This is a genomic window from Roseibium sp. (assembly GCF_965233565.1).
In the GTDB taxonomy this organism is placed as follows: Bacteria; Pseudomonadota; Alphaproteobacteria; order Rhizobiales; family Stappiaceae; genus Roseibium.
In genome coordinates, this window is sequence record NZ_OZ247494.1 from 3,482,592 (window position 1) to 3,499,386 (window position 16,795).

Sequence of the window (16,795 nt, forward strand, 5' to 3'; positions counted from 1 at the left end):
AGCCCTTCCCCAGGGCCTAAAACGCGCAGCAGGATTGAAAAGGCATTGGCATGAAGAAGGCGGTCGTCCTCGGCGCATACGGATTTATCGGTGCGGCCTGCGTGCGCGCGCTGCAAGCAGGTGGCTTTGCCGTTCTCGGCGTCGGACGCTCGCTGGAGACCGCGCAACGGACCTTTCCCGATTTGGTCTGGATCATCCGGGACATTGCCGCGACGCAGGTCGAAGACTGGAAGGACATCCTTGCGGATGCGGATGTGGTGGTGAACGCCTCCGGGGCGCTGCAGGACGGCGCCCGGGACAATCTGACGGCCATCCACGAGACCGCGCTCACACAGATGCTTGAAGCGCTGAAGGGTACGCGCGCCAGGTTTATCCAGATATCGGCGGCTGGTGTCTCGGAAGACGCGCCAACGGCCTTCTTCCGCACCAAGGCCAGAGGCGACGCGCTGGTCACGGCGTCTTCCATCGACTGGGTCGTGCTGCGCCCGGCGCTGGTACTGGGGTCGGACGCTTATGGTGGATCGGCCCTGCTGCGCGCGGCAGCGGCCACGCCCTGGATCGGCGCACGCGCCTTTCCGCAAGCGCAGATTCAGACCATCCATGTCGCGGATCTGGCTCAGGCGGTCGTGCAAAGCGCCAGAGGGGAGATCGGCTCGCAATTTGTTGCTGATCTGACAGAAGACAACAGTCATTCCTTCCACGCCCTGACCCGTCATCTGAGAACCTGGCTGGGCTACCCCGACTGGACCTTCGAAATCCCTCTTCCTGGCTGGTTGCTGAAAACCGTCGGCAGGGGAGCGGATCTGCTCGGATGGCTTGGGTGGCGCTCTCCCTTGCGCATCAATGCGCTGGTGTCGCTCGAAAACGGCATCAAGGGCGATCCCGCCCCGTGGCGGGAGCGCGGCGGCATTGAAATCAAAAGTCTCGATGCAACGTTGGCCGCGATGCCGGCAACGGCCCAGGAGCGGGCCTTTGCCCGCCTCTATCTGCTTCTGCCTCTCGCCATCGCCACCCTGTCGCTGTTCTGGCTTCTGTCCGGGGTAATCGGTCTCCTGTCCTTCTCCGAGGCCAAAGCGGTGCTGACCGACCGCGGCGGCTCTGCAGCCTTTGCCTCGGTGGCGGTGATTGGCGGAGCAGCTGTCGATATGGTTCTCGGGGCTGGGGTCCTGGTCCGGCGCTGGACGCGTCTGGCCTGTCTCGGCATGATCGCCGTCTCCGCGGCCTATCTCGCTTTTGGAACCTTGCTGGCGGCAGACCTTTGGGCAGATCCGCTTGGACCTTTCGTCAAGGTTCTGCCGGCAATCGTTCTGGCTTTGCTGGTCTCCCTGCTTCTGGAGAAGCGCTGATGTGGTATGAGTTTCTGCGCTTTGCTCATGTGATCGGCGCTTGTGTTCTTCTCGGCACGGGCGCCGGGATCGCCTTTTTCATGGTAATCTCGAACCGTTCCAAGGACCCGCGTCTGATCGCCCATGTTGCGGGCATTGTCGTCCTGGCCGACACGGTGTTTACGGCAACAGCGGCAATTGCCCAGCCGGTGACGGGCTACCTCCTGACGCGGGAAGTCGGCTGGCCGCTGCTGGAAGGCTGGGTTCTGGTTTCGCTTTGTCTTTATGTGTTTGTCGGTCTGTTCTGGCTGCCGGTGGTCTGGATTCAGATCCGGATGCGCCGGTTGGCGCTTGCGGCCGCAGAGGCCGGCACGGCATTACCTGACGCTTATCACCGGCTCTACCGGATCTGGTTTGCCTTTGGGTTCCCGGCATTTTTTGCAGTACTTGCCATCATCTGGCTGATGCTGACCAAACCCGACCTGCCGCTCTAGGGCCTTATTTCAGTCATCAGACCCGCCCGGTTCCTTGCGCATCACGATCCAGACCACAAAGCCGATAAAGGCGAAGGTGCCGATATTCATGAGTGTGTCGACGGGATCACCGATCAGCATGGCTCGGCTCCTTTCTGGCATCCTGCAACAAGGCCCGGATGAGACAGGCCAGCAGGATCACGGTGATGAAGACAAAGGGCAGTGCGCCGAGTGCGATAAGCGTTCTGACGGCTGACATCGAGCCGGACAGGATCATCGCCGCGCCGAGCACACCCAGAAGGCCACCCCAGACGACCCGGATCTTCGCGCTTGGGTTGGGGTTGCCGCCAGTCGAAAAAGTGCCGAGTACAAAAGCGGCACTGACGACACTGGTGACAATGAACAGGAACGCCGCCAGCACGGTTGCCAGAGTTGTCAGCGTCGACAGCGGCAGCCGGTCAAGAAGCGCAAAGGTCATGCGTTCGACATTGGTCTGGGTCAGGGCCAGAAGGTCGCCATTACCGTTGAGGGCGTCGAATATACCGATGCCGCCAAAGGCCCCGAACCAGATGGTGGAGAACAGCGTCGGTCCGATCAGGACGCCAAGCACGAACTCCCGGATCGTGCGGCCTTTCGAGATGCGGGCGACAAAGACACCGACAAACGGGCCCCAGGCGATCCACCAGACCATGTAGGTCAGGGTCCAGTCGCGGAACCATTTCGTGGCTTCGTCGCCATAGAAGGTGAAGGTTTCAAGCCCTCTTGGAATGACGACCGCGACGTAACTGCCGATGCCGCTGACGATGGAATTGAGCAGATATTCCGACGGCCCGAGGATGATCGTGTAGACGACCAGCCCGATCGCCAGCGCCATGGCGAGATTGGAGAGTTTCGCCATACCGGCGCCGAGATCGACCAGCAGCGGCGGGATATAGGCGGCGATCATCAGCGCGAAGACAATGCCAATCAGCAAGGAAGTGGTTTCCTCGTTGCCCAGCAGCACCGTGACGCCGTCAGCCACCTGGAAAACCCCCATGGCGACGGACCCGGCAACCCCGATGGCGATGGCGGCAATTGCCATGAAATCGGAGAACCAGCCAATGACACTGGCCCAGGTCTCACCCGGAAACAGGTTCTTCAAGGGGGCACTGACCAGCATCGGCGTGCCGCGCCGGTAGCTGAAATAGGCAATTGCCAGCGCCGTGGTGCCATAGATCGCCCAGGCGTGGATGCCCCAGTTGAAATTGGCGCCCAGAAGGGCCTGCTCCGCGGCAATCGGGGCCGGCAGGAACTGGCTCGCAAAATGATAGTGCGTCAGCGGTTCTGCAACGGCCCAGAACAGGAGGCCAACCCCCATGCCGGCCGCAAACAGCATCGCGATCCAGGTCGGTGTGGAATATTCGGGCCTGTCGGTGTCGGCGCCGAGGCGGATATCGCCGAATTTCGTCAGGGTCAGGCCCAGGCAGAACAAGAGCATGATGGTGACCGACAGCATGACCGCCCAGCCACGGCTGATGAAATACTGATCGACAATGGCGCTGGCGAAGGCCTGAAGGCCGGCCGGGTCGGCGACACCCCATATGCCGATCACGGCACAGAGGCCGATTGAGGTCGCCAGCAAAACCTTCGAACCCTGCATGAAATCAAACCCTCCACGGTCAATCCTGATCTGGAGCATAGACCGCTTCCCGAGGACATTGACAGCCGATTCTGCCAAGGCCGAACCGGTGTGACGCCTTCCGGCCTCTCTTGTAGAAAATATTAAGCGTTTCAATGCAGGATTGTTGGCTGACGAACCGATGGGAATGGCCGGCACATGCGCGATCTGTCAGATATCCGCAGCGAACCCGAAACTGTGAATACGACCGGCGAACCGGGCGCAACGGATCTGCGCCCCACCAGATCAACGATCCTGGGTGTCCCGTCCGGTATCCTGATCCTGTTGATGTTCTGCGCCGTCATCTTTGCCTTCGGCGCTGTATTGTCGAAAATCCTGATTGCGGAACGCCAGGCCGCGCAGCGCGAAATCGGCTCCGTGACCCGCGTGTTCGACAATCACAAGCTTTTCCTGCTCAAGGAAATGGAGCGCTACGCCGCATCGAACGCCGCCTATCAGAACATCGAGACAGACAGGTCGGACGACTGGATCAAGCGCCGCTTCGGTGTCGATATGGCACTGAGCTTTGAACATGATTTCACCGCCCTGATCGGTCGAAACCAGGATCTGCTTCTGGCCCTGGAAATTGGCGTAAAAAACACCGACAGTCACTTTGAAGAGGACGTCGAGCCGCAGATTGCCGGAACCCTTCAAAGAATACGCCGAAATTACATCAACGCCCTGACGATAACGGACACCGGCGCTATTCGCTTCGCCGGCAGGATTGACGACGTGTCCGGCGTCGAAGTCGTTGATCTGGATGGCGAACCGCATATTGCCGCCGCCATGGCCATCGTCCCCGATCCCGGCGGCATTGACATGGTGAATGCGCCGCCCAGTATTCTCGTCACCACATATGCCGTCGACGACAACCACCTTCGTGGCCTGCTGGCCAGTCTGTCGCTGGACAATCTGACCTTCGCAGGCAAGGTGCCGGACGGCATGATCGGTGTGCCCCTGAAGACTGAAACAGGAACCGTGCTTGGCTACCTGACATGGCATCCGATGAGCCGCGCGTCGTCGATCATCTTGTCTTCCCTGCCGATCCTGTCGATCGCATTGTTGATCATCCTTGTCGTCGCGCTGATTGCGCTACGCCAGAACGCGAAAGTGAAGCGTGACCTCGCGCGTCAGGAGCAGGAAGCGCGCTTTGCCGCAAGCCACGATTCAATGACGGGCTGTTTCACGCGAGGCTACTTTCATGCGGTCGCGGCCGAGCGCCTGAAGGTCCTGGCGGCCCAGAACAAGCGCGCCTGTCTCATTTATCTCGATCTGGACAATCTGAAGCAGGTCAACGACATCCATGGGCACACGGTCGGAGACAGCCTGATCGGCTGCCAGGCCGGCCGGGTTCGGGAGCTGTTGGGCCGGGCTGACCTCATCGGGCGGATCGGTGGCGACGAATTCCTGATTCTGGCCGAAGACTGGCAGACAGAAGACGAGTTGCACCATCAGATAGACCGTCTGCGCGAGGAGGTGCTGCAACCCGTCGAGTGTGACGGCAAGCGACTTGAAACATCGGTGAGCGCCGGAATTGCGCATTTCCCGGACCACGGCCAGGCATTGCCTGCGCTTGTTCGCGCAGCGGACATTGCCTTGCAGGAAAGCAAGCGCGAGCGCAAGGCGGTGTTTCGTCTCTACGACGAACAAATGGACCAGAGCCTGCGTGAAAAACGGGAGATACGCATCGAGCTTGACCAGGCGCTGCAGGATGAGGAACTCGAGGTCTTCTACCAACCCGTTATCGAGGCGCGGTCTCAGAAAATTGCCTTCTACGAGGCGCTTGTGCGCTGGCGCCATCCCAAGCGTGGCCTCGTTTCACCCGGCCTGTTTCTGCCGGTCGCCCAGGACGCGGGCCTGATGCCGCAAATCGGACATTGGGTCCTTGAACGATCCTTGCGGGATGCCAGCAACTGGGAGACCGCCGGTGTCTCGGTCAACGTCTGCACGAGCCAGATCGAAAAGCCGGGTTTTGCCCAGCAGGTCGATGCGCTTTTGCGAAAGTACAATTACCCGCCGCATCGTCTGATCCTGGAGATCACCGAAGAGCTGATGCTGGATGCCAATCCGGTCACACAGGAAGTTTTTGATCAGTTGCGCGGGCTCGGGATTGAGCTCGCGATTGATGATTTCGGCACCGGTTATTCCAGCCTGAGTTATCTGCACAAGTTTCGCTTCGACAAGATGAAGATCGACCGGAGTTTCATCTGGCGCATCGGCCAGGATGCAGAAGCCGACGTTCTTGTGCGTTCCCTGATCGGTCTTGCCAAGGTGATGGGCATGGAGACCGTCGCTGAAGGGGTCGAGACGAAGGAGCAGAGAGATTTTCTCGTCAGGGCCGGTTGCGGTCACTTGCAAGGGTTCCTGTATGGCAAACCGGAGCCTTTGGAATCCACTCAAAGTGCGCAATCGAAAAAGTCGGGTACCGGGTAGGCTCGCCACGTCCTGAAAAAGAAAAACGCAGGCAAGGGAGGATCTTGCCTGCGTCTTTTTGCCTTCAGGGAGTGGCTTATTCAGCGGCTTCCTTGACGGCCATCGGATTGTTCGGGTGCGTCGTCCAGTTGGCGTAGTCCTTTTCGACCGGCTTCTTGGTGCGCGGGTCGGTGCTGCCGGGTTCCATGGCTTCCATGGTGATGCAGTTCTCCACCGGGCAGACATTGACGCACAGGTTGCAGCCGACGCATTCCTCGTCGATCACCTCGAACTTGCGCTCGCCATTGACCATGTTGGTGATCGCCTGGTGGGATGTGTCCTCACAGGCGATGTGGCAGCGGCCACACTGGATGCAGAGATCCTGGTCGATCTTGGCCTTGGCGATGTAGTTGAGGTTCAGATACTGCCAGTCGGAGACGTTCGGCACGGCGCTGCCGACGAACTGGTCGACAGAGGTGTAACCCTTCTGGTCCATCCAGTCGCTGAGGCCGTCGATCATGTCCTCGACCACTTTAAAGCCATAGGTCATGGCTGCCGTACAGACCTGCACCGATCCGGCGCCGAGCGCCATGAACTCGGCCGCGTCGCGCCAGGTGGTCACGCCGCCGATGCCAGAGATCGGCAGGCCATGGGTTGCCGGATCGCGGGCGATTTCGGCGACCATGTTCAGCGCAATCGGCTTCACCGCCGGGCCGCAATAGCCGCCATGGGCCCCCTTGCCGTCCACCGAAGGCGATGGCGACATGATGTCGAGATCGACGCCCATGATCGAGTTGATCGTGTTGATCAGGGAGACCGCATCCGCACCGCCCGCCTTGGCGGCCTGGGCCGGCTTGCGCACGTCGGTGATGTTCGGGGTCAGCTTGACGATGCAGGGCATGCGCGAATGCTGCTTCACCCAGCGGGTGACCATCTCGATATATTCCGGCACCTGACCGACGGCGGAGCCCATGCCGCGTTCGCTCATGCCATGCGGGCAGCCGAAATTGAGTTCGACACCATCGGCTTCGGTCTCTTCGACACGGCGGAGGATGTCGATCCAGTTCTGCTCTTCACACGGCACCATCAACGAAACGACGAGAGCCCGGTCGGGCCAGTCACGCTTGACCTGCTTGATTTCACGCAGGTTCACTTCCAGCGGCCGGTCGGTGATCAGTTCGATATTGTTAAGACCGATCAGTTGCCGGTCCTTGCCATGGATCGCGCCGTAGCGCGGGCCGTTGACATTGACGACGGCCGGGTCTTCCCCGAGCGTCTTCCAGACAACGCCGCCCCAGCCGGCCTTGAAGGCGCGGACAACGTTGTATTCCTTGTCGGTTGGCGGCGCGGAGGCCAGCCAGAACGGGTTCGGCGATTTGATGCCGATGAAATCTGTACGCAAGTCAGCCATGGGACCTCTCCCTCAAATTGGTGACGCCGGGCGCCCTCAGGCGCTCAGGGCGGCGTTGATGCTTTCAGCGGCGATCTTGCCGTCTTCCACGGCGGTGACCGTCAGGTCCTCGCCGCCAAGCACGCAGTCGCCGCCGGCCCAGACATCGGCAAGGCTGGTCTTGCGGTCCGCGTCGACCACGATCCGGCCCTTCTCCAGGCTGAGGCCGTCACCAAGGTCGGCCTGAACCAGTGTCTGGCCAACGGCCTTGAACACCATGTCGGCAGGCAAGGTGACGGTTTCACCTGTGCCGGTCAGGGACCCGTTGTTGTCCTCGGTGCGTTCCAGCTCGATGCCGGTGATCGCACCATTGGCACCGACCAGGGACTTGGGCTGGGCCCAGGTCATGATCTTCACGCCGGAGGTCTGTGCCAGGTGCTGCTCGTATTCCGAAGCGTTCATCCGCTCCTGGCTGCGCCGATAGGCAATGGTGACATCTTCTGCGCCCAGAAGCTTGGTCTGGACGGCGATATCGACCGCGGTCATGCCGCCGCCAATCACCACGACCCGCCGGCCGACCGGCAGTTTGGACAGGTCCTGTGCCTGGCGCAGATCGGCAATGTAGTCGACCGCGTCGAGCGAGCCGCTCTTGTCTTCGCCGTCAAGCCCGAGGGCATTGACGCCGCCAAGGCCGATGCTGAGGAAGACCGCGTCGAAATCCGCACGCAGGGAGGACAGGTCCAGATTGTCGCCGAGACGCATGCCGGTCTTCAGCTCGATGCCGCCAATCGACAGGATGAACTCGACCTCGCGGGCCGCAAAATTGTCGACCGACTTATAGGAGGCAATGCCGAACTCGTTGAGGCCGCCTGCCTTTTCCTTGGCATCGAACAGCGTGACGTCGTGCCCGTGGACGGCGAGCCGGTGGGCGCAGGACAGGCCGGCCGGGCCTGCGCCGACAACGGCAATCTTCATGCCGGTGGAAGCGGCCCGGGTGAACGGTGTCGTGTCATTTTCCGACATGTAGTGGTCGGTTGCGTAGCGCTGCAGCTGGCCGATCTTCACCGGCTTGCCTTCAGCGACTTCACGCACACAGACCTGCTCGCACAAGGTCTCGGTCGGGCAGACTCGGGCGCACATGCCGCCCAGGATGTTCTGCTCGAAGATGGTCTTGGCAGATCCGGTCGGGTTGCCGGTCGAGATCTGGCGGATGAATTGCGGTATGTCGATGCTGGTCGGGCAGGCCTGCATGCAGGGCGCGTCATAGCAGAAGTAGCAGCGGTCAGCTTCGACCTGCGCCTCATGCGGTTCCAGCAGCGGATGCAGGTCGCTGAAATTCTCGGCGTATACGTCCTCAGGCAAGCGCCCGGCGGCAATATCCGGGCCGGCTTTCGTCTGGGTCATGGAGATCTCCGGAAGGTTGGCGATCGTTTTCAAACGCGGCCTCCTTCATTCGGCGAGGAAGCTCACCATGACATTGGAAGAAAATTTGAACAGTTAGTCAAATTTTTTTTGGAACGATTATAAACTTGAGGAAAAATATCAGCAATTAAATTGCCGATATTCCAGCAATTTAGCTCGAAAATTCGCATGTGATGAAATTTTTTGCATGGCGCTGATTCCGGCTCAAAATCCGGTTTTAAGCGGCGCAACAACGGGCAACCGGGACGGCGCAACCCGAATTGACGTGCCGAGCAGACCCTGGGCCGCCGGATCAGTTGGAGCGATAAACCAGTCTGGGAGCAGGCGCACCACGCTCGCGCGTCAAGGTGAACAACCGGCTTCGGAACAGGACCAGCAGGCTGAGAGCAATCAGCGTCACAGGCCAGAAGACGGAAGTCAGCAAGACGCTGGCAAGGCCCGAAGCGGTGCTGAGGCCACTGTCCAGAAGCTCAGCTGAAGAGACGATCAGAAACACAAGCGTAACGGCGCCGTAGAGCACGACCCCGACGAAGAACGCAATAACCATGCTGCTTGCCCACCTTTGACTACCCGACATCGCATCCCGAGCCCAACCGCGATGACCTACCGACACCATCTCAGGTCATGTTTTTGGTGTAAATAAGGCCAGTGCGATTTCAGGTAGCTAAAGGTGGCGGCCGGTTTTCATCTGTGGAGGGACAGGGGATATCTCGACAAAACTCGCGGCAAGGCTTGAAACCGGCCGGTTTTTGCCTGCCGCATCCTGGCGCTACTCCGGGTACCAGAGTCGCGCTTTTTCAGACCCACGCTCGATGATGACGTGGCTGTTGGCGAAGACCCGGTAGGAGTGACTCCAGTCGCCATCCGGCCACTTGATCCGGATATTGGCCCGTTCGGCAACGCCAAGACCGAAATGGACAAAACCCATCTGGCCGGAAGCGTGTCCTGCTCCGATCTGGATGTCCTTGACGCGGGTGTGGTTGCCGGTCTTGACGCTGATCTTTGCACCGACTGCGCGGCTGTTCGGCTGGCCCGGCTGACGGATATCGACTGCAATCCAGTTGCCGAGCGGCTTTGGAATGACGGCGCTGCCCTGCCCAAGGTTGCGAAACAGGCTGACCGGGGCCGCGCGATTGACGACCACCAGGTCCAGAAGGCCATCCGAATTGAAGTCGGCCAGCCCTGCGCCCCGGCCACGGCGGTCAAGACCGATCCCGGCCGTGCCGCCGGCTTCGGAAAAGCTGCCGTTCCATTGCCCGATCAGAAGGTTGTCCGGATCGAATGCCGCAAAATCCGGCATGGCTTCGACGTTGCCCTTGGCGATGTAGAGATCCCAGAGACCGTCATTGTTGACGTCCTGAAACTCCGAGTGCCAACCGGTGGACGGTTTCAGGTCCTCGCCCTGGTAGGGACGGTGGGCCGTCACGCCAAGGTCGAAGGCAATGTCCTGATAGACCGGCACGGTTTCATCCGTTTCGATATCCAGCTTCTGCAGCTTGGTGTCGCCCATCGAGGTCAGAGCATATTCGGGAAAACCATCGACATCGAGATCGATCGACGCAATGCCCATGCCCCAGATCTTCAGATGTTGCCAGCCGTCGGACTTGCGATAGGGCCGGGGTGGGCGTCCGGGAGGCACGGCCCAAAGCTGCTCCTGGCCACCCCGGTAGTAGTGGCGGTCGTTGGAGACCCGCAGTGCAGCCTCGCCCGACCGGTTCCAGTCGGTAAACAGGATCGACAGCGCGCAATAGCCGGGCGACAGCCGGCTGGCTTCGGGATAGGTCACGCCGCTGTCGGTTTTTTCCGGCCGGAACAGGAAATTGTCGTGGCAGGTGCCCCAGGGAGAGCCGGGCGCGGAGCGATCGACATAGTTGCCAAAGGCCAGCGTGGGGTAGTCAAGGTCAGGTTCGAAAGTTGCCGAAAAGGCGGTGGTCCATTCGCGGCCGCCGTCAAATCCGAGCGTCCGGTTGGCGACATCGAAGGTGCAGTCGCCCTTTCCCTTTAAAAGCAGGTTCTCGCCCAGACGCAGGATTGCCAGATCCAGCACATCGTCGTTGTCGAAGTCGAGCGGATAGGCTCCCAGAACGCGTGTTGCCTGCTTGTCGGTGAGCCCGGTATCGACCGGCTGAAAAGCCAGGGCGCCGCCGGTCGGGCTGATGTTGCGATAGAGCTGCGCGGGGTTCTTTCCCCCCGCCAGGAAAAGATCGGGCCGCCTGTCGCCGTTGCAATCGAAGATGGCCGCACCACCGCCAACAAAAAACTCCCAGGCTCCGTCATAGCTGTGGTTGAGCCCGGCTGCCTGCGCTTCCTCGGCAAACGAGGGCACTGGTGCGAAAGAATTTGGCGCTTCGTCCTGCGCCGTTGCCAAAGCCGGCGTGAACAGGCTCAAGACCGCTGCACTTAGCAGGCTCCAGACTTTACTCCGGGAAGTTGCGCCGCCTCCAGGGAGCTGTGCAGGTTCGGTTGTGAGCTCTTTCCGGCGTGTGCCCCACGCGGTGTCACCCCGGACAAGCGCAGCGCAGATCCGGCGCCTACTCGCAGGGCCACTTGCTGACGTGACGTTTGTCTCGACTTCGGTCAGGGTAAAAGAATCCGGCCCTCTGGAAGCGAGTGGGCCCCGGTTCTCCCTGCGGTCGACCGGAGTGACAACGTCGCCAGCAATGGCTTTCCTGCCAAGTGCTGCGTTTCTTTGACGAGAACGCATCATTCCGCAATCTCCAGGCTGCGCAGGAAGGCTATGATGGACTGGCGCTCGGTCTCGGGAAGCCCTTCGTAGGCCTTGCGGCTGTCCGCGGCCTCGCCGCCATGAGCCAGGATGACCTCGTTCAGCGTGGTCAGATCGCCGCGATGACCATAAGGCGCCGTGCTGCCGATGCCCCAGAGTTCCGCGGTGATGAAGACATCTCTGGCTACAAAGCGTTGTGCCAGCAGCTCATTGCCGAACGTGTCGTTCTGTGCGTCGGCGATCTTGTGGCGTTTGAGATCACCAAAGAGCGGCACCAGCACACGGCCCTGGTCATCGCGTGGCAAGGCCTTCACCCAGTCGAGTGTGCCGAGGTCATAAACCAGCGGCGTGTCCACATCGCTCTGGCGCAACGTTCCGGCCGTGTCGAACGGTCCCGGATCCTGGAACAGGAGGCTTTCAAGTGGCAGAGACGGGACATGGCAGGTACTGCAGCCGATTTCCGAAAACAGGGTTTCGCCCGCCTCGGCGGCCGCCTGCCAGACCTCTGGCAGGTCCTGTTTGCGTGTCGGTGCCGGCAGCGTAGCCTGGAAGGCGACGAGGGCGGAAACCTGCCCGGGGCTCATTTCATCGACATGTCCATCGCCATCAAAATCGTCACTGCCGCTCCAAACGGAACCAAACCGTTCACTTGGCTGGATACCGTGATGGGCGTTCATGGCGTTGACCGTGAACTGGCGCAGCGAGGCGAAGACACCCTTCTGGCTGAAGGGTCGAAGCGTCAGGTCATCGTCGATGCCGTCGAGCTTCGAGACATCGAGCGTGCCGTCGGGAGCTGCCGTCAGCGACCCGAAGGAGACCCCCTTGCTTTCAAGGGTTGCCTTTTCGGGCTGGCCGTTGGCACGGGCTTTTTTCAGAAGGGCCTTCCGCTGTGCGCGCAAGTCCGTGGTCATTTCACGGGCAAGCAATTCGATCAGGCCGGCGCCTTGAAGGGCATTGGTGTTGCGTTCGTTGGAAAACTGCGGATCGATCGTGTCGAAATCCGCGCTTTCAAAACCCTCGGAGACGAACACGTTCGCGGTAAAGGATCCTGCACCGCCGGTCACCGGTTCGTTGTGGCAGGACGCGCAGGCATTGGCATCGAGGCCGGCCAGCCGCTGAAACGTCAGATGAGATTTCCGGCGTACCTTGGTCGGCACGATGGCCCCGGTCGCGTCGGGGCGGCCCGCGCCGTCCAGCGTGGTGAATTTTGCCTTGAACAGCTCTTCGCCAAGCGGCTGAAGTCTGGCAATCGGATCGTCGCTGGAGGCGGCAAGCGCTTCAAGATCAACATCTTCGGTCAGAACACGTTCGCTCCAGGGCGGAAGATCCGGATCGGCCACTGCCGTGCCGGGAAACAGCAACAGGGCCAGGAGGAGAGAGGGGCGCAAAAAAAATTGCCTGGTCATACCGTCTCCTTCTCTGGCCCGGGCTTTGGCGACGCCTCGGAGGCTGCCCCGAGAAAGTCCTTGTCCAGCCGTTCCATGGACTGGGCGATCAGGCCGCTTCGGATAAAATTCTCGTTCCAGGGCATCACGTCGAGCGAGAAATTGTTTCTGAGATCGGCGACGAGTGCCTCTTCGAGGCCTTCCCACATGCCCTTTTCCATGAAGGCAAAGGCACGCATGGCAGCACCCGTCAGGACAACACGCTTCGGGTCGATCATGGCAATGACACGGGCAAGACCGTAGCCGAGCACCCGTCCGGCGTCGTGAAAGGCCTTGCAGGCGGCGTCGTCCCCCGAGCCCGCAAGCTCGATCAATCGGCCGAGACCGCTGACCCCGGCCCGGATCGTGATCGGATTGGTGTCTTCCGGCAGGTGTGAGGCCGCGCGGACCAGCGCGTAGTCGGCAAGATAGGCTTCCAGACAACCGCGTTTGCCGCAACGACACAAGGCGCCGCCAGGAATGTGATTGGCGTGTCCGAATTCGGCTGCGGTGCCGCTGGCGCCGGAAAACAGCTGGTTGTTGAGATAGAGCCCCATGCCGACACCATAATCGAGCATGATCACCGCGAAGGTGCCGCTGTAGCGGTTCGGGTCCGACCAGTGCAGGGCCTCGGTGATCATGTTGGTGTCGTTGGAGATGTAGCACTCGGCCCCGAAGGCATCGTGCAGCGGTCCGACGATCGGTATCTTGCGCCCCGCAAAGGCAGGGCTCCAGGCAACCATACCGGTTTCCGTCTCCACGACACCCTGTGCAGCGACACCGATCTCGCGCACGCGGCTGACGCTGACACCCGCCTCCTGGAGAAACTCCCGGATCGCATTGATCAACGTAGCCGGAAAACTTGTTGCATCCGCGGTTGCTGTATCGAACCGGCTGCGCGCTTCCTTGATGACCTCGCCTGCGAAATTCACCAGCGACAGGTCGATTGCATTCACCGCGAGGCGCACGCCAATGGTGTAGACCGCCTCCGGATTGAGCTTCAGGAGGGTGCGTGGACGCCCGCGTGCCTGAGGCGCTTTGGGCTCTTCGCTTTCCAGGCTGATGATCAACCCCTGGTCGAGCAGATCGGACGTGATTGCCGTCACGGTTGCCGGACTGAGCCGGGTGATCTGGCCGAGATCGATCCGTGCCATCGGACCGCTCCGGCGCAGGGCCTGTAGAACAATACTTCTGTTTTGCCGCCGGATCTGATCCCGGTCCGCCTTGCGTGTCATGCTCGCGAAGCTCTTCCCAAGGTGTTTCCTCTGTCCCGGGTTTCTCCCGGTTTTTCCGCCCTCGTTCCGGATTTTTGAACCCGTCGGAGCAGAGTTTTGCAAAACCATGTTGACAGGAGCTGCGCTTTCCTGCAACTTTTTTTCGGACACCAAAAAAAATAACAATAAGGCTGTCCTTTCTGAAAGCACCTCAAGAAGGCGCTTCACCATAGACGCATTTTAGGCACTGCCGTTCGACGTGGGTTGTGCCAACTGGAGGAAACATCGCAATGCGTAAGATCACCACTTTGCTGGCCGGCGCCCTGCTGTCCGCAACTGCCATCACCGCCGCTCAGGCGGAAGACATCGTTGTCGGCGTCAGCTGGTCCAACTTCCAGGAAGAGCGCTGGAAAACCGACGAAGCCGCCATCAAGGGCGCTCTCGAAGCTGCCGGTGCAAAATACATCTCCGCTGACGCGCAGAGCTCGTCCGCCAAGCAGCTTTCCGATGTGGAAGCGCTGATCGCGCAAGGCGCAACGGCCCTGATCATCCTGGCTCAGGACGCCCAGGCCATCGGTCCGGCTGTGCAGGCTGCCGCTGACGAAGGCATCCCGGTTGTTGGCTACGACCGTCTGATCGACGATCCGCGCGCCTTCTACCTGACCTTCGACAACGTCGAAGTCGGCCGCATGCAGGCTGCTGCCGTGCTGGCTGCCCAGCCGACCGGCAACTATGTGATGATCAAGGGCTCACCGACCGACCCGAATGCAGACTTCCTGCGCGGCGGTCAGCAGGAAGTCCTGCAGGAAGCGCTCGACAGCGGGGCGATCAAGATCGTTGGCGAAGCCTACACCGATGGCTGGCTGCCGGCGAACGCACAGCGCAACATGGAACAGATCCTGACGGCCAACGACAACAAGGTTGACGCCGTTGTAGCGTCCAACGACGGCACTGCCGGCGGTGTTGTCGCTGCCCTGACCGCTCAGGGCATGGACGGCATCCCGGTTTCCGGTCAGGACGGTGATCACGCCGCTCTGAACCGCGTTGCCAAGGGCACGCAGACCGTGTCCGTCTGGAAGGACGCTCGTGAGCTCGGCAAGGCAGCCGGTGAAATCGCCGTTGCCCTGGCCAATGGCGACGAGATGTCCGCTGTTGACGGCGCTGCGGCCTGGACGTCTCCGGGCGGCACCGAGCTGACCGCCAAGTTCCTGGCGCCGCTCCCGGTCACCAAGGACAACCTGTCTGCCGTCGTTGACGCCGGCTGGATCTCCAAGGAAGACCTGTGCCAGGGCGTCGAAAACGGCCCGGCTCCCTGTAACTAATACCAATACGCGATAAGCGCGGCCCCGGTTACTGTTAACCGGGGCCTTAAAACAGGGACCGCTTGCCAAAGCCGTTCCCCGGGATGGGCCACCCGATGCGAAAGCATGCTGGTCTCCAAGCAGGAGTAACCTCTATGTCCGACACGGCACTGTCAGGGTCGAAAAACCCGACAGCACGAAATCTCTTTGCCGCACTGCAGCTCGATACGCGGCTTTTGGGCATGATCGGGGCGTTTGTCGTTCTGTGCCTGATCTTCAATGTGTTCACCGATGGCCGGTTCCTGACACCGCGCAACATCTTCAACCTGACGATCCAGACCGTGTCTGTCGCGATCATGGCAACCGGCATGGTCTTCGTCATCGTCACCCGCCATATCGATCTGTCGGTGGGGTCCGTTCTGGCAACGGTTGCCGCCGTCATGGCGGTGGTTCAAACCGACATCCTGCCGCAATTCATGGGCCTCGGGCATCCCGGCATCTGGCTGATTGCGATTCTCGCTGGCGTTGTTGTCGGCGTGACCATTGGCGCCTTTCAGGGCTGGATGATCGGCTATCTCGGCATTCCGGCTTTCATCGTGACCCTCGGTGGCCTGCTGGTCTGGCGAAACGTCGCCTGGTTCATCACCAGCGGTCAGACGATCGGTCCGCTCGACGAAACCTTCACAAAGATCGGCGGTATCGGTGGCACGATGGGCGAAACCGGTTCCTGGGTCTTCGGCGTCCTGGCCGTTGCAGCAGCGCTCTGGATGCAGGTCGCCTCCCGCAGGCGCAAGTCGTCCCATGGCTTTCCAGTCAAGCCGGCATGGGCAGAAGCCACGATGGCTGCCATCACCACGGTTGCGATCCTTGGTTTTGTCTGGATCCTGAACTCCTATGACATTCCGAAGGCGCGGCTGAAGCGGATCTTCGAAGCCAGCGGTGAAACCCTGCCGGAAGGCCTGACCATGGGCTACGGCATTCCCTATTCCGTGCTGCTCTTGATCGTTGTTGCCGTCATCATGACCCTGGTGGCCCAGCGGACACGCCTTGGCCGCTACATCTTCGCAACCGGCGGCAATCCGGATGCGGCGGAGCTTTCGGGCATCAACACCCGCTTCCTGACGGTCAAGGTGTTTGCGATCATGGGTGGCCTGTCCGCGCTCGCCGCCGCCGTCGCTGCAGCCCGTCTCGGCTTTTCCACCAACGACATCGGCACGCTCGACGAACTTCGGGTTATTGCGGCTGCCGTCATCGGCGGAACGGCACTGGCCGGTGGTGTCGGCACGATCTACGGCGCCATCCTGGGGGCCCTGATCATGCAGTCGCTGCAGTCCGGCATGGCCATGGTTGGCGTGGACGCGCCGCTCCAGAACATTGTCGTCGGTACGGTTCTCGTACTCGCCGTTCTGGTCGACATCATCTATCGCAAGCGCACGGGAGACTGAGTGATGG

General features: G+C 60.9%; 12 protein-coding genes. 5 read left to right on the plus strand and 7 right to left on the minus strand.

Annotated features, from left to right (window positions below; translation table 11 throughout):
- Positions 1-50 precede the first annotated feature (50 nt).
- Both ACO6TG_RS16100 and ACO6TG_RS16105 read left to right on the plus strand, forming a co-directional pair.
- On the plus strand, positions 51-1,346 hold the full coding sequence (locus ACO6TG_RS16100) for an SDR family oxidoreductase (RefSeq protein WP_422374127.1): 1,296 nt from the start codon (positions 51-53) through the stop codon (positions 1,344-1,346).
- The gene (locus tag ACO6TG_RS16105; RefSeq protein ID WP_422374128.1) at positions 1,346-1,819 is read left to right on the plus strand and encodes a DUF2269 family protein; all 474 of its coding nucleotides are present in this window, start codon (positions 1,346-1,348) and stop codon (positions 1,817-1,819) included. The genes ACO6TG_RS16100 and ACO6TG_RS16105 overlap by 1 nt, the downstream gene beginning before the upstream one ends.
- 106 nt (positions 1,820-1,925) lie before the next feature.
- On the opposite strand, the gene ACO6TG_RS16110 is transcribed toward ACO6TG_RS16105, so the two are convergent.
- Positions 1,926-3,437, minus strand: coding sequence for a BCCT family transporter (locus ACO6TG_RS16110; protein ID WP_422374129.1), 1,512 nt, complete (start codon positions 3,435-3,437; stop codon positions 1,926-1,928).
- 177 nt (positions 3,438-3,614) lie between these two features.
- On the opposite strand from ACO6TG_RS16110, the gene ACO6TG_RS16115 reads away from it, so the two are divergent.
- Positions 3,615-5,888, plus strand: coding sequence for a putative bifunctional diguanylate cyclase/phosphodiesterase (locus ACO6TG_RS16115; RefSeq protein ID WP_422374130.1), 2,274 nt, complete (start codon positions 3,615-3,617; stop codon positions 5,886-5,888).
- A 76-nt stretch (positions 5,889-5,964) separates the two neighbouring features.
- On the opposite strand, the gene preA is transcribed toward ACO6TG_RS16115, so the two are convergent.
- The 6 genes from preA to ACO6TG_RS16145 form a co-directional block, all read right to left on the minus strand.
- Positions 5,965-7,278, minus strand: a complete 1,314-nt coding sequence (preA, locus tag ACO6TG_RS16120; RefSeq protein ID WP_094073276.1) for an NAD-dependent dihydropyrimidine dehydrogenase subunit PreA — start codon at positions 7,276-7,278, stop codon at positions 5,965-5,967.
- Positions 7,279-7,314: 36 nt separating this feature from the next.
- Positions 7,315-8,661, minus strand: a complete 1,347-nt coding sequence (locus ACO6TG_RS16125; protein ID WP_422374131.1) for an NAD(P)-dependent oxidoreductase — start codon at positions 8,659-8,661, stop codon at positions 7,315-7,317.
- Positions 8,662-8,971: 310 nt separating this feature from the next.
- Positions 8,972-9,226: a hypothetical protein gene (locus ACO6TG_RS16130; protein ID WP_422374132.1), complete on the minus strand. Its 255-nt coding sequence runs from the start codon at positions 9,224-9,226 to the stop codon at positions 8,972-8,974.
- Between the two features lie 222 nt (positions 9,227-9,448).
- Positions 9,449-11,068, minus strand: a complete 1,620-nt coding sequence (locus ACO6TG_RS16135) for a CRTAC1 family protein (RefSeq protein ID WP_422374133.1) — start codon at positions 11,066-11,068, stop codon at positions 9,449-9,451.
- A 314-nt stretch (positions 11,069-11,382) separates the two neighbouring features.
- Complete coding sequence (locus tag ACO6TG_RS16140) at positions 11,383-12,810, minus strand: di-heme oxidoredictase family protein (protein ID WP_422374134.1); 1,428 nt, start codon at positions 12,808-12,810, stop codon at positions 11,383-11,385.
- Positions 12,807-13,982: an ROK family protein gene (locus tag ACO6TG_RS16145; RefSeq protein WP_422374135.1), complete on the minus strand. Its 1,176-nt coding sequence runs from the start codon at positions 13,980-13,982 to the stop codon at positions 12,807-12,809. The genes ACO6TG_RS16140 and ACO6TG_RS16145 overlap by 4 nt, the downstream gene beginning before the upstream one ends.
- A 350-nt stretch (positions 13,983-14,332) precedes the next feature.
- On the opposite strand from ACO6TG_RS16145, the gene xylF reads away from it, so the two are divergent.
- Positions 14,333-15,364, plus strand: a complete 1,032-nt coding sequence (gene xylF / locus ACO6TG_RS16150; RefSeq protein WP_094073280.1) for a D-xylose ABC transporter substrate-binding protein — start codon at positions 14,333-14,335, stop codon at positions 15,362-15,364.
- A 134-nt stretch (positions 15,365-15,498) separates the two neighbouring features.
- Entirely contained in the window at positions 15,499-16,788 is a 1,290-nt protein-coding gene (locus ACO6TG_RS16155) for a sugar ABC transporter permease (RefSeq protein ID WP_422374136.1), read from the plus strand.
- Positions 16,789-16,795: the final 7 nt, after the last annotated feature.